This is a genomic window from Caballeronia sp. LP006, assembly GCF_031450995.1.
Classification (GTDB): Bacteria; Pseudomonadota; Gammaproteobacteria; order Burkholderiales; family Burkholderiaceae; genus Caballeronia.
This window is the reverse complement of the sequence record NZ_JARTVW010000006.1, coordinates 347,828-373,815: the sequence shown is the minus strand read 5'-3', so window position 1 is coordinate 373,815 and position 25,988 is coordinate 347,828. Positions and strand designations below refer to the sequence as shown.

Below are 25,988 nucleotides of genomic sequence, written 5' to 3'. Positions count from 1 at the left end.
AAGGAATGAGCATGGTTAATGTTTCGAGCCGTCGAACACTCAAAGCGCTGGTCGATGCGCGCCGTGGCGTGATCGTGCCGGGCGCTTTCAACGCACTGTCGGCGCGCGTGATCGAAGACCTTGGTTACGAGGCGATCTACGTCACGGGCGCAGGCGTGACGAACATGCACTTCGGCATGCCGGATCAAGGTTTCATGGGTCTTGCGGATATCGCGGACCACACGGCACGTATTCGCGATGCCGTCTCGTTGCCGCTCATCGTCGATGCAGACACAGGCTTCGGCAATGCGCTCAATGTCGCGCATACCGTGCGCACGCTCGAACGTGCGGGCGCGGATTGCATCCAGTTCGAAGATCAGGTCGCGCCCAAGCGCTGCGGCCATTTTTCCGGCAAGGACGTGATCTCGACCGAAGAAGCTGTAAGCAAGATTCGCGCGGCCGTCGATGCGCGCCACGATCCGAGTCTGCTCATTCTGGCGCGCACGGATGCCGCCGCGACGCACGGCTTCGAAGCGGCCATCGAACGCGCGCAACAGTTCGCCGAAGCGGGCGCGGACATCCTGTTCGTCGAAGCGGTGACGAAGCCTGAGGAAGTGCGCGCGTTGCCTTCGCGCTTGTCGAAGCCTCAGTTGATGAACATGGTCATCGGCGGAAAAACGCCTATTTTCAGCGCCAATCAGCTGGGCGAACTTGGTTACGGCATCGTGCTTTATGCCAACGCCGCGCTTCAGGGTGCCGTACTCGGCATGCAAAAGGCGCTGACGACGCTACGCGACGAGAAGCAACTGTTCGAATCCGGCGGACTTGTCGCGCCGTTCGCGGAGCGTCAGCGGCTCGTCGGCAAACCCGCGTGGGACGAACTCGAACGACGCTACGCCTGAGGCCTTCGCCTCGCTGCATCGACTATATAAAAACGGAAGGTCGATTCCGTTGTAACCCAGCATGAAAACGGTGCTTCGTTCAGGCGAAGACCTCAAGGAGACGGAAATGGCAGACATGGCCCAAGGTCGGACGGATATCGCGGGCGCCGGTGCGGAAGTTGCGCGGTCGGCGCCATCGTCGACATTGGCGGGAGTCAAGAGGATGACCTATACGGAATTCCTCGACAGTTGCCCCATGACGGGTTTCCTATGGACGCTGCTGCTCGGTTGCGTGCTGGCGCAAATGCTCGATGGTTTCGACTTTCAGACGACGTCGTTTGCGTTGCCGCTCGTCATCAGGGAATTCGGCATCACGCCCGCGCAGGCGGGGCTCATCGGGTCGGTAACGAATATCGGCTTGTTGCTCGGCGCGTTGTTGTTTGCGCCACTGGCGGATCGCATCGGACGACGCCCGATCTTTCAATGGGCGCTGTTCGCCTATGCGTTCGGCACGCTGCTGAGCGCGATTGCGCCGACTTACGGCGTGCTGTTGATGGCGCGTTTCATCACGGGTCTCGGCATTGCCGCTGAATTTCCGGTAGCGTTCTCGCTGCTCGCCGAATATTCGCCGAAGCGGCTGCGGCATATTTTCGTCGGCTCGGGCGCTATCGGCTATTCGTTCGGATGGTTCGTGTGCGCGGTCGTCGCCACGTTCGTCGTACCCGCGTTCGGATGGCGCGCGCTGTTCTGGATCGGCGTGACGCCTGCGCTGATGATCGTCTACGTGCGACGCTACATTCCCGAGTCGATTCGCTTTCTGCTTCAACAGGGACGCACGGAAGAGGCGGCCAGAATCGCCAACAAGATCGCCGCCGATGCCGGTTACGGTCACATCGAACTGGTCGCACCAGAAGCGCGCGCCGAAGTCAGGCCAAAGATCGGCGAGCAGTTCTCGGCGCTGAAGTTGTCGGCGCTCGCGATCGTCGTGCTGGGTCTGTTTCAGCTTGCGAACAACATTCAGGTGGTCGGATTCGGCACCTGGCTGCCGTCGATTTTCGTGCGTCAGGGCTTCACGCTCACGAAGAGCTTCACGTTCACGATGATCGTGCTGGCCGTCACGCCTCTCGGCCAGATTTTCGGCATGTGGCTTCAGGACAAGATGCCCCGCAAATGGGCGATGCTGCTGCTCTCCGGCGTCAGCGCGCTGTGCTTCTTCGGCTTCGGCCTGTCGTTCGAATACAAGTGGCCGATCGAAGTCATCATCGGCTGCGACGTGGGCTATCAGTTCTTCTCGGGCGGCGTGGTGCCGATCTTCTACACGTTGACGTCCGAACTCTTCCCGACCAAATGCCGCGCGCTCGCGTCGGGGCTGGTGATTGCGGCGGCCCGTCTCGGCTCGATTTCGGGGCCGTACATTCTGGGCCTCTTCCTCACGTTCGGCACCGTCATCCATCAAATCATCTATTACTTTACGATGCCGCTCGTCGCCGCCGCCGTCATTCTCGTACTGACGGTGAAGGTGGACTCGCGTCAGAAGACGCTCGAAGAGGTCGAGGGCGCGTAACGATTTACCGCTGCGAAATGCCTTATGCGGGGACGGATCGGTTGACGATGCCGGTTCCGAATATCGTCATCCGGGGTGTCTTATATAAGACATAAGATACAAGACCTCTGCCGTGAAACTGCATCGCGCGTAAAATTGCGTCCGAAGCAGCGCGGGAAGCCATCCCCGCGTCCATCAACAGCTCTCCGTCAAAACGTAGAAAACAGCAGGTGCTCATGCTTGAAAACTATCGTAATCACGTCGCCGCACGCGCCGCTTTCGGCGTTCCCCCGCTCCCGCTCACGGCTCAGCAAACCGCCGAACTGGTGGAATTGCTTACCAACCCGCCCGCAGGCGAAGAACAGACGCTCGTCGATTTCATCACCAACCGCGTGCCCGCAGGCGTGGACGACGCCGCGCGCGTCAAGGCCGGTTTCCTCGCGGCTGTCGCCAAGGGCGAGACGGCATGCGCGCTGATCTCGCGTGCGCGCGCTGCCGAATTGCTCGGCACCATGCTCGGCGGCTACAACATCCAGCCGCTGATCGAACTGCTGTCGGACGCGGAAGTGGCGCCCGTCGCGGCCGACGCGCTGAAGAAAACCCTGCTGATGTTCGATCAGTTCCACGACGTCAAGGAACTGGCCGACAAGGGCAACGCCCACGCGCGCGCCGTGCTGCAAAGCTGGGCCGAGGCCGAATGGTTCACGAGCCGTCCGGAAGTGCCGCAAAGCCTGACCATCACCGTGTTCAAGGTGACGGGCGAAACCAATACCGACGACCTCTCGCCGGCCCCCGACGCCACCACGCGCCCGGATATTCCGCTGCACGCGCTGGCCATGCTGAAGAACGCGCGTCCCGGCATCACGCCGGAAGAAGACGGCAAGCGCGGCCCGGTGAAGTTCATCGAATCGCTGAAAGAGAAGGGCCATCTGGTCGCCTACGTGGGCGACGTGGTCGGCACCGGCTCCTCGCGCAAATCGGCCACCAACTCGGTGCTGTGGTTCACGGGCGAAGACATTCCGTTCATCCCGAACAAGCGCTTTGGCGGCGTGTGCCTCGGCAGCAAGATCGCGCCGATTTTCTACAACACCATGGAAGACGCGGGCGCGCTGCCCATCGAACTCGATGTATCGAAGATGGAAATGGGCGATGTGGTCGAACTGCGTCCTTACGAAGGCAAGGCGCTGAAGAACGGCGAAGTGATCGCCGAATTCCAGGTCAAGTCCGACGTGCTGTTCGATGAAGTCCGCGCCGGCGGCCGTATTCCGCTCATCATCGGTCGTGGTCTTACGGCGAAGGCGCGTGAAGCGCTGGGTCTGCCGGCATCGACCTTGTTCCGTCTGCCGCAGCAACCGGCGGCGAACAGCAAGGGCTTCTCGCTGGCGCAGAAGATGGTGGGTCGTGCATGCGGTCTGCCGGAAGGTGAAGGCGTGCGTCCGGGCACCTATTGCGAACCGAAGATGACGTCGGTCGGCTCGCAGGACACCACCGGCCCGATGACCCGCGACGAACTGAAAGACCTCGCTTGCCTTGGCTTCTCTGCGGACCTGGTGATGCAGTCGTTCTGCCACACCGCCGCGTATCCGAAGCCGGTGGACGTGAAGACGCATCAGACACTGCCGAACTTCATCAGCACGCGCGGCGGCATTGCGCTGCGTCCGGGCGATGGCGTGATCCACTCGTGGCTGAACCGCATGCTGCTGCCGGATACCGTCGGTACGGGCGGCGACTCGCATACGCGTTTCCCGATCGGCATCAGCTTCCCGGCGGGTTCGGGTCTGGTGGCGTTCGCCGCTGCAACCGGCACGATGCCGCTGGATATGCCGGAATCGGTGCTGGTGCGCTTCAAGGGCAAGATGCAGCCGGGCGTCACGCTGCGCGACCTGGTCAATGCCATTCCGCTGTACGCCATCAAGCAGGGCATGCTGACGGTCGCCAAGCAAGGCAAGAAGAATATTTTCTCGGGCCGCATTCTCGAAATCGAAGGGCTGCCGGATCTGAAGGTCGAGCAGGCGTTCGAGTTGTCGGATGCCTCCGCGGAACGTTCGGCTGCCGGTTGCACGGTGCATCTGAACAAGGAACCGATCATCGAATATCTCAACAGCAATATCACGCTGCTGAAGTGGATGATCGCGCAGGGTTATCAGGATCCGCGCAGCCTGCAACGCCGGATCAAGGCGATGGAACAATGGCTCGCCGACCCGCAATTGCTCGCACCGGACGCAGACGCCGAGTACGCCGCCGTGATCGAAATCGATCTGGCCGATGTGCATGAGCCGATCGTCGCCTGCCCGAACGATCCGGACGACGTGAAGACGCTGACGGACGTGGCGGGTGCGAAGATCGACGAAGTGTTCATTGGTTCGTGCATGACAAACATCGGTCACTTCCGCGCGGCCTCGAAACTGCTGGAAGGCAAGCGCGATATTCCGGTCAAGCTGTGGGTCGCGCCGCCGACCAAGATGGATCAGAAGCAACTGACCGAAGAAGGTCACTACGGCGTGTTCGGCACGGCGGGTGCGCGTACCGAAATGCCGGGCTGCTCGCTGTGCATGGGCAATCAGGCGCAGGTGCGCGAAGGCGCAACGGTCATGTCCACGTCCACGCGTAACTTCCCGAACCGTCTGGGCAAGAACACAAACGTGTATCTCGGTTCGGCGGAACTGGCGGCAATCTGCTCGCGTCTGGGCAAGATTCCGACCAAGGACGAGTACATGGCCGACATGGGCGTGCTCACCGCAAACGGCGACAAGATCTACCAGTACATGAACTTCGATCAGATCGAAGATTTTAAGGAAGTGGCTGATACCGTGACTGGCTAAGCGGACAAATAGAACCGCTAGCATCGAGCCGCAGGTTGAATCCTGCGGCTCTTTTTATTTGCGCGACTATTTTTCGATCTGCGGATCATGTTCCGTTTGCATGAACTCTCTGCCTTTCTTTCGGTCGATGCGGCCAAAACAGAACAATGAGACGAGCGTGAATGCGCCCATAATAAAGAAAGTGGGCGGGAAGTCGGCAGTCACCAGATTCTGCGGCGAATGGCCGTGAAAACGCGCAGTGAACGTCATGCACAGCGACGCGAATGCCACGCCGAAGCTCATTGATACTTGTTGCAGCATCGTCGAAAGCGCGGTGGCTTTGCTGGAGAAGTTCTTCGGGACGTCGGTGAACGTCAGCGTGTTAATCGAGATCATCGTCATGGACTGGAATATCCCGCTAATGCAAAAGACGATGAATATAGCCGGATGCGGCGTCCGAGGTGTGAACAGGCCGTAACCGGCGAACATGCTTCCCATCAGCGCAGTCGAAGCCAGCATGATCGAGCGGAAACCGAAAGCTTTCGCGGACCGTTCTATCACCATTCTGACGCCGAAAAGACCGAACGAAAGGCCTGCACTCATCAATCCCGACTCGACCGGAGACATTCCGCATCCAATCTGCATCCACAGCGGAACCAAAATTGGCGCCGAGCCCACCGCGATCCTTACCGGCATTCCGCCCAATGTCATGAGAGAGAAAGTTTTGATTCTGAATATGCCGAGCGGAATAATCACCTTCGCTTCATCGCGGTGGTTGTGTATGACGTACGTCAGAAAAGAAATAAGACCGACGCAAATCATCGCCCATGTCGCCGATACCGAAACGAAGTTCCGGCCAATAGTTTCCAGACCGCACACGATTCCGGCCAACGACAATCCCATTGAAACGAAGCCAAAGATGTCGAATCTCTCATCGACGTCTTCCTTGATGTGCGGAACAAATTTGAGCGACAGCAGGATACCCAGCACGCCGAATGGGATGTTCAGAAAGAAGATCCATCGCCAGGAGGTGAAGGTTGCTAATATGCCGCCGATCAGCGGTCCGGAGACGCGGCCGGCCGCACCGGGAATCGTGAACCAAGCCATGGCCGCGACCATCTGAGCCGGGGGCACGCTTCGAAGGAGAATCAGGCGGCCTACGGGCATCATCATGGCGCCGCCCAAGCCCTGCAATATCCGGAAAGCGACGATTTGCTCAAGTGATGTCGCCATTCCGCACAAAGCGCTGGCCAGAGAAAATGTGCCGATTGCCCAGCAGAATACTCGCCGGGCGCCGCAACGATCCGCAATCCATCCGCTCGCGGGGAGGAAAACTGCCAGGCTCAACAAGTAAGAGGTGACGGCCATGTTGAGGTGAAGAATCTCTGTGCGCAGAGAAATGGCCATTGAGGGGAGTGCGGTTCCTAATACCGAGGTATCGACCGCCTGAAGAAACATCGGGATGGCGATAATGATCGGAACGAGTTGAAACTTACTTCCATTGGTAGGTGACGTAACGGAACTCATGGACATCCCGATTTAGATTGCGCGCAGTCGCACTGCGTTTTTACGCAAACAACAGGCGATCTTGTTTCTCCAGCGTAATCAGTTGATGGAATAGAGCATCCGAATGCGAATCACCGAGTGAGCGCGTGAGGCTCTTGAACTTGACCTCGATGTCGTCGAGCGTCACCGGATTGGTCGGCATGCCCTTATAGGCTTCGCAATCTTCGACCCACACCGTTCCATCGAGAAGACGGATGGTCACGCGCGTATGGCGAACGGACTTAACCGGCATTGTCGCGACACGCACTTTGCAGGAAAGCGCACGGATTTTCGGATCGTTAACGGATTGGCCGCTGAATGAGCGCGGGTCGTTTGGATCGCGAGACAGCGCCAAAGCGACGCAGAAAGGCACGCTATATTGCCCTTGCATGATATCGAGAGGCTCCGTATTGTCATGCCGGCCAATCAAACGTTCATGACCTTCGATGAGAATGTGATCGACATCCTGAGGCTGAAACGCATGTCGCTTTCGAAGCGTAAAGGCTGATTGAGTCGCAGTCTGCGCATTCGCGTGACACGCATAACGCTTGAGACCTGTGCGTAGCGTTTCCCAATCCTCGCCCAGATTCGCCGTCAATGCGCTGACTTCCTGCGGAAGATCGCGGCAATATGCGTCAAGGAAACCGAACTTGCCATCGAGGATACTTTCCGGACCCTCGAATCCCGAGGCGGCCAGACGTGCAGCCAGCACGCCGGATTCCGCCGCACGACCGGGATGCAGACGTTTGACCATGGAACCATGCCTCGCCTTGCTGAACGTCATGAGGCCGGATGTCAGCGAACCCGCGAGGCCCAGCGCATGGGTGAGTCCTTCGGCATCGAGTCCCATCAGCAGTCCGGCCGCAATTGCCGCGCCGAAAGGACCGGTCATGCCCGGTGCGTGAAAGCCGATCTTTTCGGGGCTGTGATGGCTGGCCACACCAATGCGCGATGCCACCTCCGTTCCCAGAATAAACGCCTTCAAGACCGAAAGACCGTCTGCGTCGCACTCTTCGCCCACGGCGAACGCGGCCGGCGCGATGGTAGCGCCCGCATGAACGCCGGCGCTCGGCTCGCGGATGCTGTCCATTTCGAACGCGTGAGCCAATGCTCCGTTCGCCAGGGCGGCCATCGGGGCGTGCACGCGCATCGAGGGCGTGCCGAGCACCGTGCTCGTGCCGCCGATTCCATATCGTTCAGCGTATGCGATTACCGCCTTACTCCACGGGAATTCCGCCCCGTACGTGGCGGCGGCGACAGTGTCGATCAGGCAATACTTCGCATGTTTCAATACATGGTCTGGAATATGTCGATCGCGATAATCAACTGCGAAGGAAGCCAATGTCTGTGATGCAGTGAGTGCCATTGCGATTCCAGATCAGAATTCATGAGTGAGATGAGTCAGTACGATATCCTGACCTTCTATTTCAAGGCCAGCGCCGAGTAACGCGCTTCGAGCACGCAATTCTTCGAGGGCTTCGCTTTCGGTATCCGGGTCGCACAGATAAGTTTCGTTGTCGTCGTTATGACGAACAAACCGGAAACTCGTGCGCGGGCCTGTTCGTTTGTCGGCGGTGAAATTCACCATCATCCCAACCCAGTCTCCATGCTTTTTTCCGGCGTGGCCTGTGTGAAATGAAAAGCTGCCGAGTCCGTAAAAAATGGGGCGCTCCTGGTAGATTTCCACCGGCAAGGAATAATGCGGCCCGTGCCCAATGACGATATCGGCGCCTGCGTCGACAGACGCATGAGCCAACTCGGTCATGTATTCGAGGACTTCCTTGTCGAGGCCCCAGTGAAGCGAAACGATCACGATATCCACTTCCTTGCGCAGCCTGGCGACCTGATCCTTGAGAATCTTTAGATATTTCGGATCGGTCCATGTATGGATAACGGGAGGCACACCGGGGCGATTGGGCGTGGGTTGATCCGGTCCAAGCCGATGAAAGGCGATCTGATAAGCCGTGTGTCCTTTTATGGCCGCGACGCCTGGCGTCACAGCCGAAGCTTCGTGATTCGTCGACCAATAGACGGCAGTACGTTGAATCACGCCAATGCGTTGACCGTTACGTTCGACGATTACGGGTGCGCTCGCATCGTCTGCATTGCGGCCCGCGCCCGTACGCGGAATACCGAGCTTCGCGAGATTGTCGATGGAAGAAAGAATCGCTTCGGCGCCGTAATTTACGTTGTTCGCCATTCCCACGGCCTGAATACCGCCTTCCCGCAAAGAAACGCCCGCTGCCGGATCCGCGAAGAAGCCTTCATTGGTGCGATTCAGATCCACGGAAACGCCATGATCGGGCGCATAGAGGCAGCATTCGAGGTTGCTGAAAACGAAGTCTGCTGCCTTGAGATCGGCAGTGACGCGACGAAAGGGAACCGAGGGATCGGCGACATTCATGAGATTGATATCGCCGGTCAGTAAGATTTTGACGGTCATGTCAGGCAATCCGATTCGTTGAACTATGGGAAAAGTACACGTCTCATGATGCCTTCCGGGGTCATGCCCTGTCGATTGACGATTAACGAACCGCGATACACGTTTTGGTTAATCGTGGACGCGGATTAACGAAATGCTTTAGGTCAGGTACGGGATTACTCAATAGCTTTAAGAGGCGGTTGCTGGCACGATTGCACCGTCGCTCTTTCAATAGCCCCGTGCTTCGAGGCACTTCAAGGATTCGATACCAGAATGGCTGACACCACTCACGACAATCCGCAAACGCGCCGAATCGCGGAATTCGTCTCTTCGCTTCAGTACGAGCAGATTCCCGCCGAAGTCATCCGGCGAATCAAGCTTCTTATACTCGACTCCGCCGGTTGCGCGCTTTATGCGGCCTCGCTGCCGTGGAGCCGCATCCTTCAGGATAGTCTCGCCGCTGTCGATAACTCGAAGGGGAGCCGCGTATGGGGCACGAATCAGCGGCTGTCGCCGCCGCATGCTGCGCTCGTCAACGGATCGCAAGTGCAAGGCTTCGAGCTGGACGACGTGCATCGGCAAGGCGTGCTGCACGTGGGCGCCGTCGTGCTGCCGGCGTTGATCGCTATCGCCGAAAGCAAGCCCGGCATCACGGGCCGCGACTTTCTGGCGGCTGCCGTCGCCGGATACGAAATCGGCCCGCGTGTGGGCATTTGCATGGGACCGGAGCACATTGCACAGGGCTGGCATTCGGGCGCGACTGTCGGCGTGTTCTCGTCCGCGTCGGGCGCGGCGCGGGCGCTCGGCCTCTCCGCTGAGCAAACCGTTCATGCGCTGGGCATCGCCGGCACGCAGGCATCCGGTCTGATGGCGGCGCAGTACGGTGCAATGGTCAAGCGCATGCACGCCGGTCGCGCTTCGCAAAGCGGTCTCTACGGCGCGCTGTTTGCAGAGAAGGGCTTTACCGGAATCATCAACGTTCTCGAAAGCGAATACGGCGGTTTCTGCACGACACTTTCGCGATCGACAGATCGCTTCGACAAGGCGCAACTGACTGCAGGTCTCGGCGAAGTGTGGCAGACCATGGGCATCGCGTTGAAATTCTATTCGTGCGTGGCGAGTAATCACACCACGCTGGATGCAATTCGGTTGATGCAGGCGGAACGTCCCTTCGGTGCGGAAGATGTCGAGAAAGTGATTGTGCACGGTTCGCAAGTGACGATGGATCACGTCGGCTGGAGATATGTGCCGCAAGGTCTTACGTCGGCGCAGCTTAATCTGCCGTACTGTGTTGCAACGCTGCTGCTGGAAGGCGATGTATTCGTCGCGCAATTCACCGAAGACAAGGTGGCCGATCCTGATCGCATGCGTATTGCCGAGAAGGTCGAAGTGCATCACGACGCGGAAATCACTTCGCGCGGCTCGAAATCCCGCCATATGGTCCACGTCGAAGTGGTGCTGAAGGACGGCACGCGTCTCAGGCGCACGGTCGAGGCCGGACGCGGTAACGAGAAAGATTTTGCAAGCGAAGATGAAGTCGTCGCCAAGTTTATGAAGCTTTCCACGCAAGCTATTCCGGAAGAACAGGCGAAACGTCTTGCCGAATTCATTCTGAATCTGGAAAAACAAGCCAGTACGGATGGATTGCCGGATTTACTCGCTGCGAAGTAATAATATTAAACCAAGGGAGAGAAATGCAATGCTGCTTCCGCTTGCCGATCGCACCATAAGCTACGACTTTATCGGTCCGGAGAATGGACAGGTTGTGATGTTCATGCATTCACTGGCCGCGGACATGGGGCTTTGGGCAGAACAGGTGCCGGCGTTGCTGGCCGCAGGTTATCGGGTGCTTCGTACCGATTTGCGCGGTCATGGCGGCAGCCGCGCAACCGAAGGCCCTTATACGATTGATGCACTGGCCGACGATGTTATTGCCGTTACAGACGCATTGGGCATCGAGCGATTTCACTTCGTCGGCTTATCCATAGGCGGCGCGATCGGCCAGTCATTGGCGTTGCGCTATTTGAATCGACTCTGTTCGGCGTTTCTTTGTGACACGCAAAGCGAAAGCTTCCCTAATGCCGCGACGCATTGGGGTAATCGCATTGAAAAGCTCAGGCAGGCCGGCAGCGTCGAGGGGTTGGCCGATGACACGATGGGTCGTTGGTTGACGGCAGAGTATCGCGAAAGGAACCCGCTGCGCTGGAATCAGATTCGCGCCACCGTAGCGGGGTGTAGCGTGTCGGGATATATCGGTTGCGCGCAGGCACTCGCGAACTTCAACTACACCGGGCGTCTCAACGAAGTAAAATTGCCGGTGCTTGTCGGGTGCGGCAGTGAAGATCCGAGCGCGAGTCCCGAAGCGAGCCGCAAGATCGCGTCGTTATTCGTCAATGGCCATTTCGAAGAATTCGCCAACGCCAGGCACATTCCGAACGTCGAACAGAATGAGGTGTTCAATCAAGTGCTTCTCGACTGGCTTGAGAAAGTTCGCTAGGTTCACGACATCACGCTGGAGGTAAAAACTATGGCGACGAAAACCGGCATCAACGGCGTCCGCAGTGTTCACTTCGGGTTGCCCGACCTCGAAGAAGCGACGCGCTTTTACGAAGAAAACTGGGGTCTCAAGGCAGTCTCGGCTTCGCCTGATGACGTTTATCTGCGAGGCACGGGGCGGGACTTTTATACGCTCGCGCTTCATCGCTTTACGGAGCCCCGATTACTCCGCATCGACCTTTCGATCGAGTCCCGGGAACACGCGGATGCGCTCTTTGCATCGTTGCGGGATGCCGGCGTGGAAACGTCAGCGACAGTCGCCCCGCTCGATGACATCGGCGGTGGATATGGGTTTTCGTTCCGCGATCCGGACGAAGGCCGTGTTTTCCGGGTGATTGCGGAATCGAAGCAACATGCGGAATACGGAGACGAAGCTGACCGTCCCGGAAAGATATCGCACATCGTTTTAAATAGCCCCGATCGCGAAGCAAAGTTCTTCGTTGAACAACTCGGTTTTCGCGTCATCGACCAAAGCAAGACCATCACGTTTCTCAATTGCAATTCGGACCATCACAGTCTTGCGCTGTTTATTTCAAAATCGAGCTCGTATAACCATCTGGCGTTCGCAATGCGGGATATCGATTCTGTGATGTCCGCGACGGGAAGCATGACGGAAGCGGGTCATGCGATCGGTTGGGGCGTGGGTCGCCACGGTCCTTGCGATAACGTCTTCTGCTATTTCGTCGGGCCGGGCGGTTTTATTGTCGAATACACAGCGGAAGTCGAGCAGGTCGACGAAAGCTACAAGTTCAAAGGCCCGGACGAATGGGGCTTTCCTAAAGGGCGTCGCGATCAATGGGGTCTTGCGCGGCCTACTTCCGCGTTTCATGCCCCCGAAACCAGCGTGCCATTCTCGGCGGCGCTTTTCGGAGAATAACGGAAATCTCCTGCCGAGTCAGATTTCGGTTTCACGTATTTCTTTAGCGGCGTCTTCTAGACAGTCCATCATTAACTTCGCTGCCGCGCTAAAGGGACGATTTCGGTTCCACATTATGCCGGTAGGCCGCAACATTTGCGGAAGTGGCAAGGGCAAGACGGCGAGCGGCTGAAATCGGTCTCGCGCCGCAGTGTTGGCCAGTACGGAAATCGCGTCGCTGCAATAGAGATATGAACGCGCAACCTGAACCGACATTGTTTCAATGTAATTCTTCTGGAATTCGAGTCCTTGCTTCTCGAGAACGCGCTCAAACGGTTCGCGTATTTGCGAGGCATGCGGCGGCAATACCCAGGGATACGATTGCAAATCGGACCATTGAAGACGTTTTCGCCTGGCGAGCGGATGTTGAGGGCCAGTGACGACGACGAGTTTTTCTTCCAGCAGGGGCCTTTCGTCGAAACCGCTTGACGGAGGGACTGCCGGCAAGCGACCGACTATAAGATCGATTTTCCCTTCCCACAACTGCGGGAGCAGAACGTGGCGTGTGGCCTCGATAACCTGCGCATTCGTGGTGGGCGATCGTTGTTTCAGCAGCAGCAATGCCTTGGGCGTCAATACGGAAGTAGAAGCGGGATAAACTCCGATATTTATCTTTCCGCCCGAGCCGTTATACAGCGAATTGAGTTCATCACGTACCTGCTGTATGTCGGTGAGTATGTTGCGTGCGTATCGAATAAGACATTCTCCATAAGGCGTCGCGCGAAAACCCTGTGGCGACCTGGTGAAAAGATCGAGACCTAATCCTTTTTCCAGTTCCGCAAGCGCTCTCGATACGGCCGGCAGTGTGACATGCGTCGCCTCGGCTACTTTCTTCAGGCTTCCGAGATCCTCGAGCAGGATTAATAACCTGAGATGGCGTGTCTTCAGGTTGAGGTGAAGATAGCGGTCGAGTTGTGTTGACATGATGGTTAGAGACGCAGTTAAGCACGCTTGACTCTACCTTGCGGTCGTCAAAAGCCGCAACATTAATCGTCGCGTGTCTATTGGAACGTTATGGCTGGAATAGGGACTTATACCGATTTGGAACGCCAACGCCGTTTTTTATCTACACGCATCAGTTTCGCTAATGATTCCGCCTGAAATGTTGACTTGTTGCATCGCCGGCAACTCCATATAGTCACTTGAGATTCTTAACGACGACTTTTGAAGGAAGAGCTATGACTACGAAATGCCGCATCGCGATCGTCGGGGGCGGGCTCGCGGGAACAGCAACGGCAAACGCACTGAAAACCTTCGGTATCGAGGCTGAACTTTTCGAAGCAGCGCCCGCGTTGGGAGAGATCGGCGCAGCAGTGAGCTGCAGTCCTCAGGCGGTCAAGGCGCTGTGGGGTTTGGGCGCGAAGGAAGCGGTGGATGCCGTGGGTCATCGTTCGCCGGGCGAATACATGCTTCAGATGCAAACGGGCGAATTCATCCAATCGCGGGACCGCTTCAAGCTCGCTGAAAAATGGGGCGCGCCGTATTACTCGTTTCATCGTGCCGATCTGCTCGATGCACTCGCATCGAGCGTGGATAAATCGCACATTCATCTCGGTCACCGTCTGATCAGCGCCGATGTGCGCGAAGACTGCGTCGTGCTCAAGTTCGACAACGGCAACGTGGTCGAAGCGGACTATGTGATCGGTGCTGACGGCGTGAAGTCGGTGCTTCGCCAGACGCTGTACGGCGACGACAAGCCGGTCTATACGGGTCAGATGGCATGGCGTGCGCTGCTCGATGCGAGCAAGGTGCCGGAAGACATTCTGGCACCGAACGGTCACGTCGAATGGGTCGGGCCGGGCGCTCATATTCGCGCGTACTACATCCGCAACAAGACGTTGATCAACATCGTCACGCAGCAGGATACCGGCGACTGGGTGGAAGAAACGTGGAACGGCAAGGGCAATCCGGACGATATGCGCGCTAGTTTCCCAAATCCGGAGCCGCGCCTGAAGCGACTGCTCGACCTCGTGACCGACTGCATGAAGTGGGGACTTTTCGCGCGTCCGATCAACGACAACTGGGGTTTCGGCCGCGTCCAGTTGATCGGCGATGCCGCGCACGCCATGGTGCCGAACGCGGGCCAGGGTGCGTGTCAGGCATTCGAAGATGCCTACATTCTCGGCCGATGGATGTCATCCAGCTGCTCGGTCGAGGAAGCATTCGAGAACTTCCGTCGCGTTCGCATTCCGCGCGTCCACGGCGTGCAGCGCTTCTCGCTGACCAACCTTCGATTCAAGCACATGAAGGACACGCAGGCGCAAAAGGCTCAAGTCGATCAACACGGTTCCTCGCATCAGTACGGCAAGAACGATTGGCTGTATGGCTTCGACCCGGCGACGCAGTGGGATGAAACGCCGTTCGTCAACGAGTTGTACGCCGATGGCCCGAATGCCGAGACGGAATGGAAAGTCTGACGCTAACCGACACTGACCACGAATATGAAGATCTGCCGTTATAACGATGGCCGAGCAGGCCTGATCGAGGATGACGTCGTTTATCCGCTGGGCGAAGCGCTCGCGGCTGCGAATATCACGCGTCATGGAGCGTCGATGACTGAAGTCATCGACGCACTTGCAAACCATGCGGAAGCAGAGGCAGCAATCGACAGCGCGCGCCGGATGCCATCCTTGCCGCTCGCGTCTGTGAAGCTGCTCGCGCCGACGGACAATCCGCCGGCGATCTGGGCGGCAGCGGCGAATTATCGTTCGCATCAGACGGAAATGACGGGCCGCGTGCAGGCTTATGACCGTTCCAAACTGACGTCCGACGAACTGATGGCGGAAGTGTTTCTGAAGCCGTCGTCGTCGCTCGTGGGCCCCGGCGGGACAGTGATATTGCCGAAGGTTGCAAAACACGTGGACTACGAATGCGAGCTTGCTGTCGTCATCGGTCGTGATGCGAAGAACGTCAGTGCGGACGAAGCACTCGACTACGTGTTCGCCTATACGATTTGCTGGGACATCAGCACGCGCGACCCGTGGGGTCATGGCGTTCACAACACGCGCAACATTCGTAAAGGCTTCGATACGTTCTGTGGCCTTGGACCGTGGTTCGTGACCCGCGATGAAGTCGGCGAGCCGCAGGATCTTTTCGTGGAGGTACATCAGAACGGTAAGCAGGTCATGCATGCGCATACGGCCGACATGATCAACGGCGTCCGCGATCTGATCCGCTTCCTGACGATGGACCGGACGCTGAAAGCAGGAACGGTGCTCACGACCGGCACTTCGGCGGGCGTGTCGCAACTGTTCCATGGCGACAAGCTGAAGGGCACCATCAGCAAGATCGGAACAATGGAACTCGACGTCGTTGATGCCGGGTAACTTGCGTCCTTAAGCCGGACATTCTGAACAAGGCTGCGCGCTCGCTGTTTTCATCAAGCGAGCGCGCGTCTACAAGGAGATACTTAAGAAGCCTTCCAGACAATAAACCAGATGGAGAATGACTCGTTCCATTAACAAGGTCTACTAAGTATGGACCAGAAGGAGACATGGATGGAAAGTGTATCGATAGAGAAAGAACGTAACGTTTCGCCAGCTATCGAGGTGAGACGCATGACCTACACCGAGTTCATCGACGAATCGCCCATGAACCCGGTGCTCTGGATTTTGCTCGTCGGTTGCATGGTCGCGCAGATTCTGGACGGCTTCGAAAATCAAACCATCTCCTTTGCGCTTCCGCTGCTCTCCAGGGAATTCGGCATCGACCATATGCAGGCGGGGGTTATTGGCTCGGTGACGAACTTCGGTTTGTTTTGCGGCGCGTTGCTGGTTGCGCCGTGGGCAGATAAGATCGGACGCAAGCCTATCCTGCAGTGGGCCATATTTTTTTATGCGTTCGGCACCTTTCTGGCCGCGCTGGCTCCGACTTATAACACGCTGCTCTGCGCGCGCTTTATCGCGGGCATTGGCATGGCTGCTGAATTCCCGGCTGCATTCGCCCTGTTGTCGGAAATGGCGCCGAAGCGACTCCGCCATATTTTCGTCGGCGCCGGGTCGATTGCGTATGCGTCCGGCTGGACAGTATGCGCGATCGTCGCGACATTCGTCATTCCGACATTCGGCTGGCGTGCGCTGCTATGGATCGGCGTCCTGCCGGCGTTGATGATCGTCTACGTTCGCCGTTATATCCCCGAGTCCGCGCGTTTTCTGCTCTCGCAAGGCCGCACGGAAGAGGCCGGCAAGATCGTTCGTCAACTTGCCGACAAGTCAGGTTATCGCGATGTCGAACTCGTGCCGCCGTCTGTCGATGGCAAGGGCAAGCCTGAGAAGCTGACCTGGCCCAAGCGCTTCTCGCTGCTGCGTCTTTCGGCCGTCACCATCGGCGCTCTAGCGCTGTTTCAGCTCGCGAACAATGTGCAGGTGACCGGCGTTGGCCACTGGCTACCGTCCATCTTCGTGAAGCAAGGCTTCACGTTGACCACGAGTTTCAAATTCACTCTGATCGTTCTGGTCGCGACGCCTATCGGTCAAATTCTCGGCATGTGGATTCAGGACAAGATGCCACGCAAGTGGGCAATACTTTTGTTCTCCGCGCTGAGCGCAGCTTGCTTTGTCGGCTTTGGCCTGTCGTTCGAATATAAGGCACCTGTCCCGATGATCCTGGGCTTCGACATCGGCTACTCGTTCTTCTCGGGCGCCGTGATGCCGGTCTTCTTTACGCTGAGCAACGAGCTATACGACACGCGCATTCGCGCGCTTTCGACAGCACTCATTCTCGCAGGCGCCCGTTGCGGATCGATTACCGGACCGCTCGTTCTCGGCTGGCTTCTCACGCTCGGTAGAGAGATCCATCAGATCATCTACTACTTCTCGATGCCGCTGCTGGTTGCGGCAGTCATCCTTCTTTTCGTGATCAGAGGCGATAGCCGTCAAAGATCGCTGGATGATGCGCCCGCTGGACACTAGGAAATAGTGTTCGAGGAGGTGTTGCCGCTCATTTCCAGCACCTTCAAGCTTTCATAAAAACTATATCGGAGACTCACAATGAGAAAGTCGCTAATTGCTATGTCGATCGCATCTATTGCGAGTAGTGCTGCGATGGCTCAAAGCAGCGTAACGCTGTATGGCATCGTGGATGGGGGTGTCCAATGGACGAATCATAATCGGACGAGTACGGGCGGCAGCGCGTCGACGTTCGCGACGGAATCCGGCGGCGCGCAGACATCGCGCTGGGGCATTCGTGTGACCGAGGATCTGGGCGGCGGTCTCGCGGCCGTTGCGCGGCTCGAAAACGGCTTCAACGAAATGAACGGCGCGGCGAACAATTCGGGCCGCCTCTTCGGGCGCTCGGCGTATGTCGGCCTTTCTTCATCGAAATACGGTACGTTGACGCTCGGTCGTCAGACTACGGCAATCTACGACTTCGGCGTGTTGTACGACGCTGTAGGACCTGCCGCCTGGTCGGCGGTGGTGCTCGATTCCGCCATGACCAGCCGCGCCGACAATTCGGTGACTTACGTGAACAAGTTCGGCATTGGCGGCGGCACGTTCCGCATCAAGAATCTCTATAGCTTCGGATATAATTCAGTCACGGGCGTGGGGCCCGTTGCGGGCGACTATAAGATCGGCAAGGAAGAGAGCTTGCTGCTGACCTACGATCACCGCGCAGCAAACATCGGCCTGCTGTACGACGTGCAGAACGGCAATACGGTCGCCGCGCGAAACACCCGAACCACGCGTTACGGCCTGGCTTTCGCGTACGATTTCAAGCCGGTGCAATTCATCGCTGCGTATCGTCTGTACACGCAACGCGCAGCGAGAAATACGTCGGAAGCGCTCTATTGGGTGGCGGCACGTTACCAAGCCACGCCATTCTTGTATCTCAACTGCGACGTTTTCTACGAGTCCGATCGCAACACCGGTCATGGAAATCCGCTACTGGTTTCCTTCCTCGGCAGCTACCTGCTTTCGAAGGGGACGGACATCTATCTGCAACTAGGTGTGGTCGCGAATAAGCAGCATAGCAGCCTCGGTCTTGGCGGCTACAACACCGTGACGGAAGGAGCATTTCAAACCGGTGCGATGTTGGGCGTGCGGCATCGCTTCTAAAACTCGTCAATTTTCAAAGCACGTCCGCTCAGCATCGATCGGACGTGTTGAATCGGCAGATATCATGAAGCAGCGCTTGAGACGTCCGTAGACTTTAAGATGCTCGACTTGAATCTACTCGGCGTCATTCCGAAAGGAGTCTGACGCAGGCAGTCGATGGCTCGCTAGAGGCGGTCATCAGACACTGGTGATTCTCTTTAGAACTCGTCGCAAGCTGTGCGCGATATTTCCGCTTTGTTGTAAGCCGTAAAGCTCGGCTTGGTCGTCTAGACCGTTATGCGCTTGCGAACCATGCTCTCTAACGATTTGCAGCACTTACGCTGAACGACGCGATGCGGTCTAACCGGCCCTATACGATAGCTTTTAAGCCACCATCGTCTCGTCCGACAAAAGGCGCCCATCTTTGAGACGTCCTTGCCAGATATGAGCGCACCTTTTATAGCGGGAACTCCTTTGCCGCTGCCGCCTTTTGACCTATTTTCCCGAGCTGGCAACTGCGTTCCGAACTGCACCGTAACTCAATTTTTCGACATCTTGTCGCGCGACCGCGGCTTCGGCCTGCTGGATGTTCCGGGGATATTCGTTATCAACGCTAGGTTTGTAGCCGGCTTGCTCAAGAGCGACAAGTTGTGCTTGAACTTGCTCGCGAGTCAGTGGCTCCTTATCAACTGCGCGCGAAAGCGAGGGAATGACCATAGCGACAGAGAACGCTGCGAACAATAACATTAATTTCATCGACAACCTCCGAAAGAGTTAAGCGTGATAGCGACGCGATCTAAATCGTTATCAGTCTACGGGTAAACGCTATCGATGGATGGCTTTCTCTCGTCGTCAAGGTCGTGAGGACGTTACAGGGCGTTACGGCCAACGTGACTCACATGACGCGTAACTGTTCGCCGTCCGCTCATCTACTGTGATTTCCGTCGAGGCGCAGCCATAGGGTTTCAGCGCCGTCATACCCGTTGGATGACTCGCTGAACGGACGGCTCAAAGATCAAGAAGAAAGCATGCGTGGTCATGGAGTGCAGTTCGCGATCGTTGCCGGAGCCTTCGTCAGCGAAGTGCGTCGCCGTCAACTCAGAGCGCTGGTCGGTTCACTCCGAGGCGTGATTATGTCGGAAGCCGTTGAAGCGCTGATGGCGCCTCGTTTTCACGTTGCTGTCGATTGAATCATAAGAGCGGGTGTGCATGCAAAGTAATGCAGTGAAGATTGAGTACATCTTCCGGGCGATGGCCTCAATAAACTTTACATAATTATGATTAACGCATTTTCGTATGTAGTCCTTATAATATTGACGTGCGACTCGGGTTTGGTCACTCGCTGGCTTGCGTGTCGCCAAACAGACTGTAATTCAAGCAGCGTCCAAGTTCATTGGCCTCGTTGCGCGAGGCCCGGACGGCATCCGAGCATGTTGCACGCTCAAGCCATTCGGCTCCCGCCGAGTTCAGGCGCTTGGCAATTACGATCAGCTTTTATTATGCCTGGATCTATCCGCCTAGAAGCAAACGCGCAAGCAGCGTGCGATCCAGGCCACGCACGTGCCGGTACGGCAAGTCATGTTGCCTGGGTCTTGGCAATGTGAGAGAGCAAACCGAACCAGTCGGAAGCGCCGGCGATCCCGCCGCCAACACCGCACGGATGCTACGCCGCTATCCCGCTCTCTCGCTCGAACGCCTCCTGCGCGGGTGCACCGGGCGGATGCACACCGCGCGAGCGATAGTAGTCCGCGTACTGACTGCAGAACACATACACGCGCCGCAGCTCATCCACTGCGCACTCGTGAAGATCGACGCGGATGTTCACGGCGTCGAGCGAGTCCGATGCGCTCACCAGCAGCGCGCCGGAGCGCTCCGCCAGCGGCCTGCTGCCGTTGCTCTGACCGCCGGCATCGCGCCCCGCTTCAAGCGCGCGCAGCAGGCGCTGTTCGAAAGGCTCGGCAGCGCCGTGCTCGTAGGCTTCCGCCATCGCGAGCACCACCGGTTCTCCGCTCAGCACGTTGCCCATCGCCACGAAGCCGTCACCCACGCAATGCCCCGCCCAGCCCCGCGTGTGCTCGCCGGTGTGGCAGGCGGCGCGTCCGTCCTCCGAAATCGTGCCAATCTGCCGGTAGGAGGCGAAATCGTCGTCGCGCACCAGCGCCTCGGTGACGTAGCGTGCGGAATGTCCGAGCTTCAGCAGGTTCAGCGCAAGCGCGTTGTTGGTCGTGCGCACGAACGCCTGGCTCATCGTCACGCCCGCATGACGGTGCAGGCCATCGCACCACTGACCCACCGCCACCGAGTAGGTTGCGATCGCCATGCCGAAGCGGCCCGTTTCACGGCACCGGGCCAGAATGCTATAAGTCATCGATTTTCCTTGAACAGAGAAACAACCCTTCAGACCGCCGAAGCATCGGCGGCTTCGTTCGAATGCTTCGTCTCGGGCAGCCAGAACAGCACGAAGCTCGTGAAGAACAGGCAAATCACGACGTACCACGCCGCGGGCATGATGTCCGCACTGACGCCGACGAAGTAGGTGGACACGAATTGCGCGACCACGCCTGACAACGCCACCCCCAGGCTATAGATGATCGCCATGCCGGTGGCTCGCGCGGAGGCAGGGAACAGTTCGGTCATGCTGCCGATCGCGGTTGCGCCGCCGAACGCGGCCAGTGCCGCAAGCACGCCTTCGACGACCAGCAGGCGTGCGAGCGTCGGGTCGTGCTTCAGCCAGACGAACAGCGGCACGACCGCGACGATCACCAGCACGCGCGAGATCCAGATCACCGGCTTGCGGCCCACGATGTCCGACACATAGCCGCCGAGCGGGCTGACGACAAAGCCGGTGATACCCGTCACGACGCCTGCGAGGACCGCGTCGGCCTGTGACATGCCGAGCGATTTCATCGCGATGATCGGCAGCGAGAACAGGATGATGAAGTTGGCCGAGGTGCCGCCGAAGGTCAGCAGCGTGCCAAGCGTGAGCTCCTTCACATGGCTGCGCAGGATGCCGCCGAGCGTCTGCTTCTGCTGCGCCGTGTCCCCGACATGCAGCGTCTCGTTGATACGCAGGCGAATGTAGATGCCGACCGGCGCGATGATGGTGCCCATCAGGAACACGGTGCGCCATCCCCATGATGCGAGTGCGAGCGGATCGAGATAGCGCGACAGCAACGCGCTGACGATTGCACCGAACGCAATGCCCAGGCTCTGGCTCGCGAATTGGAAGCTGCCGAAGAAGCCGCGCCGGTGCGGGCCTGCATATTCGACCAGCAACGCCGTCGATGCGCCCACTTCCCCGCCCGCCGAGATGCCTTGCAGGATGCGCGAGAAGAGGATCAAAAGCGGCGCCCAGATGCCGATGGTTTCATAGGTCGGCGCAAGCCCGATCAGCGCGGAACTCAGCGCCATCATGCCCACGGTGAGCGTCAATGCCGCCTTGCGGCCGATCTTGTCCGCATACGCGCCGATCAGCACGCCGCCCAGCGGCCGGAAGAAGTAGCCGATGGCGAACGTGCCGGTCGACATCACCAGCTGGAACAAGGGGCTCAAGGTCGGAAAATACAGCTTGCCCAGCAGCACCGCGAAGAAGTTATAAGCGGTGAAGTCGAAGAATTCGAGTGCGTTGCCGATCGTCGTCGCGACGATGACTTCCGTGCCCGATACCTTGCGGGGCACGGTCCCGAGAGTCTTGTCGGCAGCATCCATTGCAGAGTTCATGTTCGATCCATTCTGGCGTTTCATTGAAGTCTGGAGGCTCAAAATTGCTTGTACAATCGAGAAAAAGTTAAACGACTTCAAGTTTTTCCTAAGGAGCGCAATGCGATTCGACGTCACTGATCTACGCATCTTCAAGGCGGTCGTGGACTCGGTCAGCATGACCAAAGCGGCAACCCGCGTTCACCTCACCGTCGCGTCGGTCAGCGAACGCATCCGGCAGATGGAAGATCAGGTCGGCGTGCCGCTGCTCTCGCGCACGCGCTCCGGCGTGGTGCCCACGGAAGCGGGACGGGTGCTGCTGCATCACGCGGTGAAGGTGCTCAAGCAGGTCGACTTCATGAACGAAGACCTTGTCAACTTCACGAGCCGCCTGCGCACCAACGTGCGTCTCTACACCACCACGTACGCCGTCTCCGAAATCCTGCAGAACGCCGCGCCCGCGTTCTTCAGCGACAACCCCAACTCCGACCTCATCATCGAAGAACAGCACAGCGAGGACATCGTCTTCGCTGTGACGAGCGGCGCGGCGGAGATCGGCATCATTGGCGACTTCGTCGGAACCGGCGCGCTGGAAATCATCCCGCTGCTGCAGGACACGCTCGTTGCACTGTGCGGTCCGCAATTCGCGGACACGCTCGGCACGCGCAGCACGTTCGCCGATCTCCTCTCCTTCGACTTCCTCGGACTGGGCCCCGGAAGCCGCCTGCAGGAAAAACTCGAAGCGCGCGCCCGCGAACTCGGCGCGTCGATGCGCTATCGCGCGCGGGCGCGCAATCTCGATGCGATCTGCCGTCTTGCGTTCAACAACGTCGGCGTTGCCATCGTGCCGCGGCGCGTGGCGCTGCGCTTCTCGCCGGAGCAGTGCCGCATCATCGAACTGGCCGAGGACTGGGTCGGGTACGACACCGCGGCCGTCGTGCAGCGCCGCGTCGACTTGCCCAATACGGCGGCTTCGTTGCTGGACTGCCTGATCGCGGCTGCGCATTGAGCGCCGCCATCGTGCCTAGAAGCGCACGCGCAATCCGGCGATGGCCGCGACCTGGGATGGCGTCGAGGACGGGGACAGCAGGTTGACGTTCGCGACCGCGCGGTTGCCCGTGGAATCCGTTCCGCTCGCGTGCTGATAGATGCCAGTGAGATACACGTCGGTGCGCTTCGAGAGGAAGTAATCGAGCCCCGCGACCGCCTGGTGATAGTGCGCGTGATTCACGCCATAGCCCGACGTGAAGTCATACGCGACCCCGAGCAGCAGCGCAGCCGTGATCTGGATCTTGTAGTTGACTTCCATGTTATGAAAGCGCGCACTGCCTTCGGTGGCTGGAACGCCGCTCACCGCTTCGCTCCCGATGTCCTTGAACTGCGTGTTGCTATACGTGAACCCAAGCGTCGATCCGCCGATGGCATACGCCGCGCCTGCGCTGATCACTTGTTGCTTCCCCGCCGACGCATAGCCGCTGTACACGCGCGACGTCATATTGCTCGCGGTGGCGCTGGATGACGCGTTGTTGCCGAAGAACCCGTAGTTCGGATCGGACACGTTGAGGTAGGCCGCGCCGACCGTGAGCGCACCGGCCGCATAGCGCGCACCGAGCGACCAGACCTGATTGCGATGAAACGCGCCTGCCACACCGCCCACACCATACACGCCGCCGAAGCTCAATCCGCCGAAGCTCGCGCTCGCGTACTTGATGGCATTGTTGACGCGATTCGAGTTGTTCATGTTGTCGAGATCGCCGGGATGCGCGCCGAACGACGTCGCCCATTGCGTGCCCGCTTCGAACGGTCCCGTATAGTCGACCACCGAATCGTATTGGCGTCCCAGGGTCAATGAACCAAGCTGTGTCGAAGCGAGTCCGGCATAAGCCTGCCTGCCGAATTCATCGTTGCCCTGTCCGAACTTGCCGTTCGCCACGCTGAAGCCGTTCTCCAGCACGAACAACGCGGCAAGACCGCCGCCCAGGTCTTCCGTTCCGCGCAATCCCCAACGGCTTCCCATGATGTTGCCGCTGTTCATCTGAAACTGCGCGTGCCCTGCCGCATTGTTGGCATAGACGAAGCCGTCGTCCGCCACGCCATAGAGGGTCACGCTGCTTTGCGCCTGTGCGCCGACGCTGATTAGCGCCGCCGCGCACCCGCCGATCACGCTTGATTTCATCATCACTCGACCGATTGAATCGCCAGCACATTGCGTGTTAACGAAGGTTCTCCGACTGCGCGCTTGCATGGCGCAGACTCGTGCCGCGCATCCGACATTCACGGCAGGCCGGAGTGTTGATGCTCAAAAATCAGAGTTCAAACTGGAAATTTCCGTAGGTACGTCAGGCAAAACCTGAAGCATGCATCGTCAGGAATTTCCGAATCTGACGCCAATGACTTCCTGATTGCCGTGCGTTTTATCGCCGAGAAGAATGAATGGCGATTTCACTCATAGGAGACTGCTTTGAAGACGCTTCCCGATGTTCGTGCTCTGCAAGCCATGATGGACACCCGCAAGATCGATGCGATCGTCTGCACCAGCCCGGAGAACTTCACCTATCTCGCAGGCGCATTCGTCACGACCATCAAGACTATCCGGCCGCGCCAGGCGCACATCGTCCTGACGCGCGACAGCCGGGCACGCGTGATCGTCTGTTCGATCGAAGAGAGTCTCGTGCGTGAAGAGGGCTGGTGCACGGAGGTGCGCGGCTATACCGAATTCGCTGACGATCCCGTCGACGAACTCGCCCACACCCTCATGGAACTGCAGCTCGCGCACGCTACGCTGGGTCTTGACCTCGACTATCTGCCGGCGGCTTCGTTCGCGCGCCTTCAGGAAGCTTTGCCGCACGCGCATCTGCTCGATACCAGCGAGTCCGTCGCAGCCGTGCGCGCGATCAAGTCGGAACAGGAAATAGCACTGCTGGAGAAGATCGCGAAGGAGACGCACGGCGCGATCCTGCGCGGGCTCGCAGAGAGCCGTGTCGGCGACACGGACCGGACCATCGCCAACCGCATCATCAAGCGCATGTTCGACGATGGCGCGAACGGCGTGCAGCATCTGCATCTCGCGTCGGGCCCACGCACGCCGCTGGTCCACAACCACCCTTCCGACGACGCCACGCAACCCGGCGAGATCCTGCGTCTGGATATCGGCGGGACCTACGGACAATATGCGAGCGATGTTGCGCGCACCTGTTCAACGGGTGAACCGCTGGCGCATCATCGCGAGGTGTATCGCACGCTGATCGAGATCCAGCGGGATACCATCGGCCAAATGCGCCCCGGGGTCGCGGCCGAGGACATTTACTTCGCGTGCCGCGCCGCCTTCGAGAAGCACGGCCTGCCCTGCTCGTTGCCGCATATCGGGCATTCGTTCGGCATCGAGGCACACGAACGCCCGATGATCCGGCCCGGCGAGAAGATCTTGCTGCAGCCCGGCATGGTCATCAACATCGAACCCATGACGCGCGATCAGGACGGTAATCTCTATCACACGGAGGATCTCGTTGTCATCACCGCCGACGGCTGCCGCCTCCTCACGCATGGTCTCGCGCCGCTCGACATTCCCGTTCTCGGCGAACCCGTCCGCTTGCCGCACTGAGCCGTTCCACTTC

At 58.6% G+C, this 25,988-nt stretch carries 21 protein-coding genes; 13 read left to right on the top strand and 8 right to left on the bottom strand.

Translation table 11 applies throughout. From position 1 onward, the window contains the following. Positions 1–11 precede the first annotated feature (11 nt). The 3 genes from P9250_RS32280 (at position 12) to acnB (ending at position 5,225) form a co-directional block, all read left to right on the top strand. On the top strand, positions 12–881 hold the full coding sequence (locus tag P9250_RS32280) for an isocitrate lyase/PEP mutase family protein (RefSeq protein ID WP_310397550.1): 870 nt from the start codon (positions 12–14) through the stop codon (positions 879–881). A gap of 202 nt (positions 882–1,083) precedes the next feature. After that, positions 1,084–2,424 carry an MFS transporter gene (locus P9250_RS32275; protein WP_310397549.1) on the top strand — a complete coding sequence of 447 codons (1,341 nt, stop codon included), beginning with the start codon at positions 1,084–1,086 and terminating at the stop codon, positions 2,422–2,424. A gap of 215 nt (positions 2,425–2,639) precedes the next feature. Further along, on the top strand, positions 2,640–5,225 hold the full coding sequence (gene acnB / locus P9250_RS32270) for a bifunctional aconitate hydratase 2/2-methylisocitrate dehydratase (protein WP_310397548.1): 2,586 nt from the start codon (positions 2,640–2,642) through the stop codon (positions 5,223–5,225). A gap of 66 nt (positions 5,226–5,291) precedes the next feature. On the opposite strand, the gene P9250_RS32265 is transcribed toward acnB, so the two are convergent. The 3 genes from P9250_RS32265 to P9250_RS32255 are packed head-to-tail and all read right to left on the bottom strand — an operon-like array spanning position 5,292 to position 9,192. After that, positions 5,292–6,731 carry an MFS transporter gene (locus P9250_RS32265; protein WP_310397547.1) on the bottom strand — a complete coding sequence of 480 codons (1,440 nt, stop codon included), beginning with the start codon at positions 6,729–6,731 and terminating at the stop codon, positions 5,292–5,294. Positions 6,732–6,771: 40 nt separating this feature from the next. Further along, positions 6,772–8,115, bottom strand: coding sequence for an MmgE/PrpD family protein (locus P9250_RS32260; protein ID WP_310397546.1), 1,344 nt, complete (start codon positions 8,113–8,115; stop codon positions 6,772–6,774). A 12-nt stretch (positions 8,116–8,127) separates the two neighbouring features. Beyond that, entirely contained in the window at positions 8,128–9,192 is a 1,065-nt protein-coding gene (locus P9250_RS32255) for a CapA family protein (RefSeq protein WP_310397545.1), read from the bottom strand. A gap of 252 nt (positions 9,193–9,444) precedes the next feature. Between P9250_RS32255 and P9250_RS32250 the strand changes: the two genes are divergently transcribed. The 3 genes from P9250_RS32250 to P9250_RS32240 are packed head-to-tail and all read left to right on the top strand — an operon-like array spanning position 9,445 to position 12,604. Further along, the gene (locus tag P9250_RS32250; protein WP_310397544.1) at positions 9,445–10,842 is read left to right on the top strand and encodes an MmgE/PrpD family protein; all 1,398 of its coding nucleotides are present in this window, start codon (positions 9,445–9,447) and stop codon (positions 10,840–10,842) included. 28 nt (positions 10,843–10,870) lie between these two features. Further along, positions 10,871–11,668, top strand: a complete 798-nt coding sequence (locus P9250_RS32245; protein ID WP_310397543.1) for an alpha/beta hydrolase — start codon at positions 10,871–10,873, stop codon at positions 11,666–11,668. Between the two features lie 30 nt (positions 11,669–11,698). After that, the gene (locus P9250_RS32240; protein ID WP_310397542.1) at positions 11,699–12,604 is read left to right on the top strand and encodes a VOC family protein; all 906 of its coding nucleotides are present in this window, start codon (positions 11,699–11,701) and stop codon (positions 12,602–12,604) included. Positions 12,605–12,622: 18 nt separating this feature from the next. On the opposite strand, the gene P9250_RS32235 is transcribed toward P9250_RS32240, so the two are convergent. Next, a complete protein-coding gene (locus tag P9250_RS32235; RefSeq protein WP_310397541.1) occupies positions 12,623–13,567 on the bottom strand; it encodes a LysR substrate-binding domain-containing protein in 945 nt (314 codons plus the stop codon). Between the two features lie 254 nt (positions 13,568–13,821). On the opposite strand from P9250_RS32235, the gene P9250_RS32230 reads away from it, so the two are divergent. From P9250_RS32230 to P9250_RS32215, 4 genes are all read left to right on the top strand, one after another. Beyond that, the gene (locus P9250_RS32230) at positions 13,822–15,060 is read left to right on the top strand and encodes an FAD-dependent monooxygenase (RefSeq protein ID WP_310397540.1); all 1,239 of its coding nucleotides are present in this window, start codon (positions 13,822–13,824) and stop codon (positions 15,058–15,060) included. A gap of 24 nt (positions 15,061–15,084) precedes the next feature. Beyond that, on the top strand, positions 15,085–15,969 hold the full coding sequence (locus P9250_RS32225; protein ID WP_310397539.1) for a fumarylacetoacetate hydrolase family protein: 885 nt from the start codon (positions 15,085–15,087) through the stop codon (positions 15,967–15,969). A 171-nt stretch (positions 15,970–16,140) separates the two neighbouring features. Further along, positions 16,141–17,553 carry an MFS transporter gene (locus tag P9250_RS32220; RefSeq protein ID WP_310397538.1) on the top strand — a complete coding sequence of 471 codons (1,413 nt, stop codon included), beginning with the start codon at positions 16,141–16,143 and terminating at the stop codon, positions 17,551–17,553. A gap of 78 nt (positions 17,554–17,631) precedes the next feature. Further along, positions 17,632–18,696, top strand: a complete 1,065-nt coding sequence (locus tag P9250_RS32215) for a porin (protein ID WP_310397536.1) — start codon at positions 17,632–17,634, stop codon at positions 18,694–18,696. Between the two features lie 474 nt (positions 18,697–19,170). Here the strand turns inward: P9250_RS32215 and P9250_RS32210 are convergent, their stop codons facing one another. Continuing rightward, on the bottom strand, positions 19,171–19,431 hold the full coding sequence (locus P9250_RS32210) for a DUF4148 domain-containing protein (protein WP_310397534.1): 261 nt from the start codon (positions 19,429–19,431) through the stop codon (positions 19,171–19,173). Between the two features lie 227 nt (positions 19,432–19,658). Between P9250_RS32210 and P9250_RS32205 the strand changes: the two genes are divergently transcribed. Next, positions 19,659–19,865 carry a hypothetical protein gene (locus P9250_RS32205; RefSeq protein WP_310397532.1) on the top strand — a complete coding sequence of 69 codons (207 nt, stop codon included), beginning with the start codon at positions 19,659–19,661 and terminating at the stop codon, positions 19,863–19,865. Positions 19,866–20,338: 473 nt separating this feature from the next. Here P9250_RS32205 and P9250_RS32200 read toward each other — a convergent pair whose 3' ends face one another. Together P9250_RS32200 and P9250_RS32195 are read right to left on the bottom strand one after the other, a co-directional pair. After that, entirely contained in the window at positions 20,339–21,043 is a 705-nt protein-coding gene (locus P9250_RS32200) for a DUF1028 domain-containing protein (protein WP_310397530.1), read from the bottom strand. A gap of 29 nt (positions 21,044–21,072) precedes the next feature. After that, positions 21,073–22,395: an MFS transporter gene (locus P9250_RS32195; RefSeq protein WP_310397527.1), complete on the bottom strand. Its 1,323-nt coding sequence runs from the start codon at positions 22,393–22,395 to the stop codon at positions 21,073–21,075. Between the two features lie 100 nt (positions 22,396–22,495). Between P9250_RS32195 and P9250_RS32190 the strand changes: the two genes are divergently transcribed. Then, positions 22,496–23,383: a LysR family transcriptional regulator gene (locus tag P9250_RS32190; protein WP_310397525.1), complete on the top strand. Its 888-nt coding sequence runs from the start codon at positions 22,496–22,498 to the stop codon at positions 23,381–23,383. A gap of 15 nt (positions 23,384–23,398) precedes the next feature. Here P9250_RS32190 and P9250_RS32185 read toward each other — a convergent pair whose 3' ends face one another. Beyond that, positions 23,399–24,550 (bottom strand): porin, encoded by a 1,152-nt coding sequence (locus P9250_RS32185; protein WP_310397679.1) that lies wholly within the window; start codon positions 24,548–24,550, stop codon positions 23,399–23,401. A 285-nt stretch (positions 24,551–24,835) separates the two neighbouring features. Here P9250_RS32185 and P9250_RS32180 point away from each other — a divergent pair, with 285 nt between their 5' ends. After that, the gene (locus P9250_RS32180) at positions 24,836–25,975 is read left to right on the top strand and encodes a Xaa-Pro peptidase family protein (RefSeq protein WP_310397524.1); all 1,140 of its coding nucleotides are present in this window, start codon (positions 24,836–24,838) and stop codon (positions 25,973–25,975) included. Positions 25,976–25,988 lie beyond the last annotated feature (13 nt).

Bases quoted from the DNA above. Each gene is read 5' to 3' on its own strand.
- P9250_RS32195 (WP_310397527.1), bottom strand. From the start codon at position 22,395: ATGAACTCTGCAATGGATGCTGCCGACAAGACTCTCGGGACCGTGCCC.
- P9250_RS32230 (WP_310397540.1), top strand. From the start codon at position 13,822: ATGACTACGAAATGCCGCATCGCGATCGTCGGGGGCGGGCTCGCGGGA.
- P9250_RS32255 (WP_310397545.1), bottom strand. From the start codon at position 9,192: ATGACCGTCAAAATCTTACTGACCGGCGATATCAATCTCATGAATGTC.
- P9250_RS32210 (WP_310397534.1), bottom strand. From the start codon at position 19,431: ATGAAATTAATGTTATTGTTCGCAGCGTTCTCTGTCGCTATGGTCATT.
- P9250_RS32225 (WP_310397539.1), top strand. From the start codon at position 15,085: ATGAAGATCTGCCGTTATAACGATGGCCGAGCAGGCCTGATCGAGGAT.
- P9250_RS32250 (WP_310397544.1), top strand. From the start codon at position 9,445: ATGGCTGACACCACTCACGACAATCCGCAAACGCGCCGAATCGCGGAA.
- P9250_RS32215 (WP_310397536.1), top strand. From the start codon at position 17,632: ATGAGAAAGTCGCTAATTGCTATGTCGATCGCATCTATTGCGAGTAGT.
- acnB (WP_310397548.1), top strand. From the start codon at position 2,640: ATGCTTGAAAACTATCGTAATCACGTCGCCGCACGCGCCGCTTTCGGC.
- P9250_RS32200 (WP_310397530.1), bottom strand. From the start codon at position 21,043: ATGACTTATAGCATTCTGGCCCGGTGCCGTGAAACGGGCCGCTTCGGC.
- P9250_RS32280 (WP_310397550.1), top strand. From the start codon at position 12: ATGGTTAATGTTTCGAGCCGTCGAACACTCAAAGCGCTGGTCGATGCG.
- P9250_RS32185 (WP_310397679.1), bottom strand. From the start codon at position 24,550: ATGAAATCAAGCGTGATCGGCGGGTGCGCGGCGGCGCTAATCAGCGTC.
- P9250_RS32240 (WP_310397542.1), top strand. From the start codon at position 11,699: ATGGCGACGAAAACCGGCATCAACGGCGTCCGCAGTGTTCACTTCGGG.
- P9250_RS32245 (WP_310397543.1), top strand. From the start codon at position 10,871: ATGCTGCTTCCGCTTGCCGATCGCACCATAAGCTACGACTTTATCGGT.
- P9250_RS32265 (WP_310397547.1), bottom strand. From the start codon at position 6,731: ATGAGTTCCGTTACGTCACCTACCAATGGAAGTAAGTTTCAACTCGTT.
- P9250_RS32235 (WP_310397541.1), bottom strand. From the start codon at position 13,567: ATGTCAACACAACTCGACCGCTATCTTCACCTCAACCTGAAGACACGC.
- P9250_RS32275 (WP_310397549.1), top strand. From the start codon at position 1,084: ATGACCTATACGGAATTCCTCGACAGTTGCCCCATGACGGGTTTCCTA.
- P9250_RS32220 (WP_310397538.1), top strand. From the start codon at position 16,141: ATGGAAAGTGTATCGATAGAGAAAGAACGTAACGTTTCGCCAGCTATC.
- P9250_RS32190 (WP_310397525.1), top strand. From the start codon at position 22,496: ATGCGATTCGACGTCACTGATCTACGCATCTTCAAGGCGGTCGTGGAC.
- P9250_RS32260 (WP_310397546.1), bottom strand. From the start codon at position 8,115: ATGGCACTCACTGCATCACAGACATTGGCTTCCTTCGCAGTTGATTAT.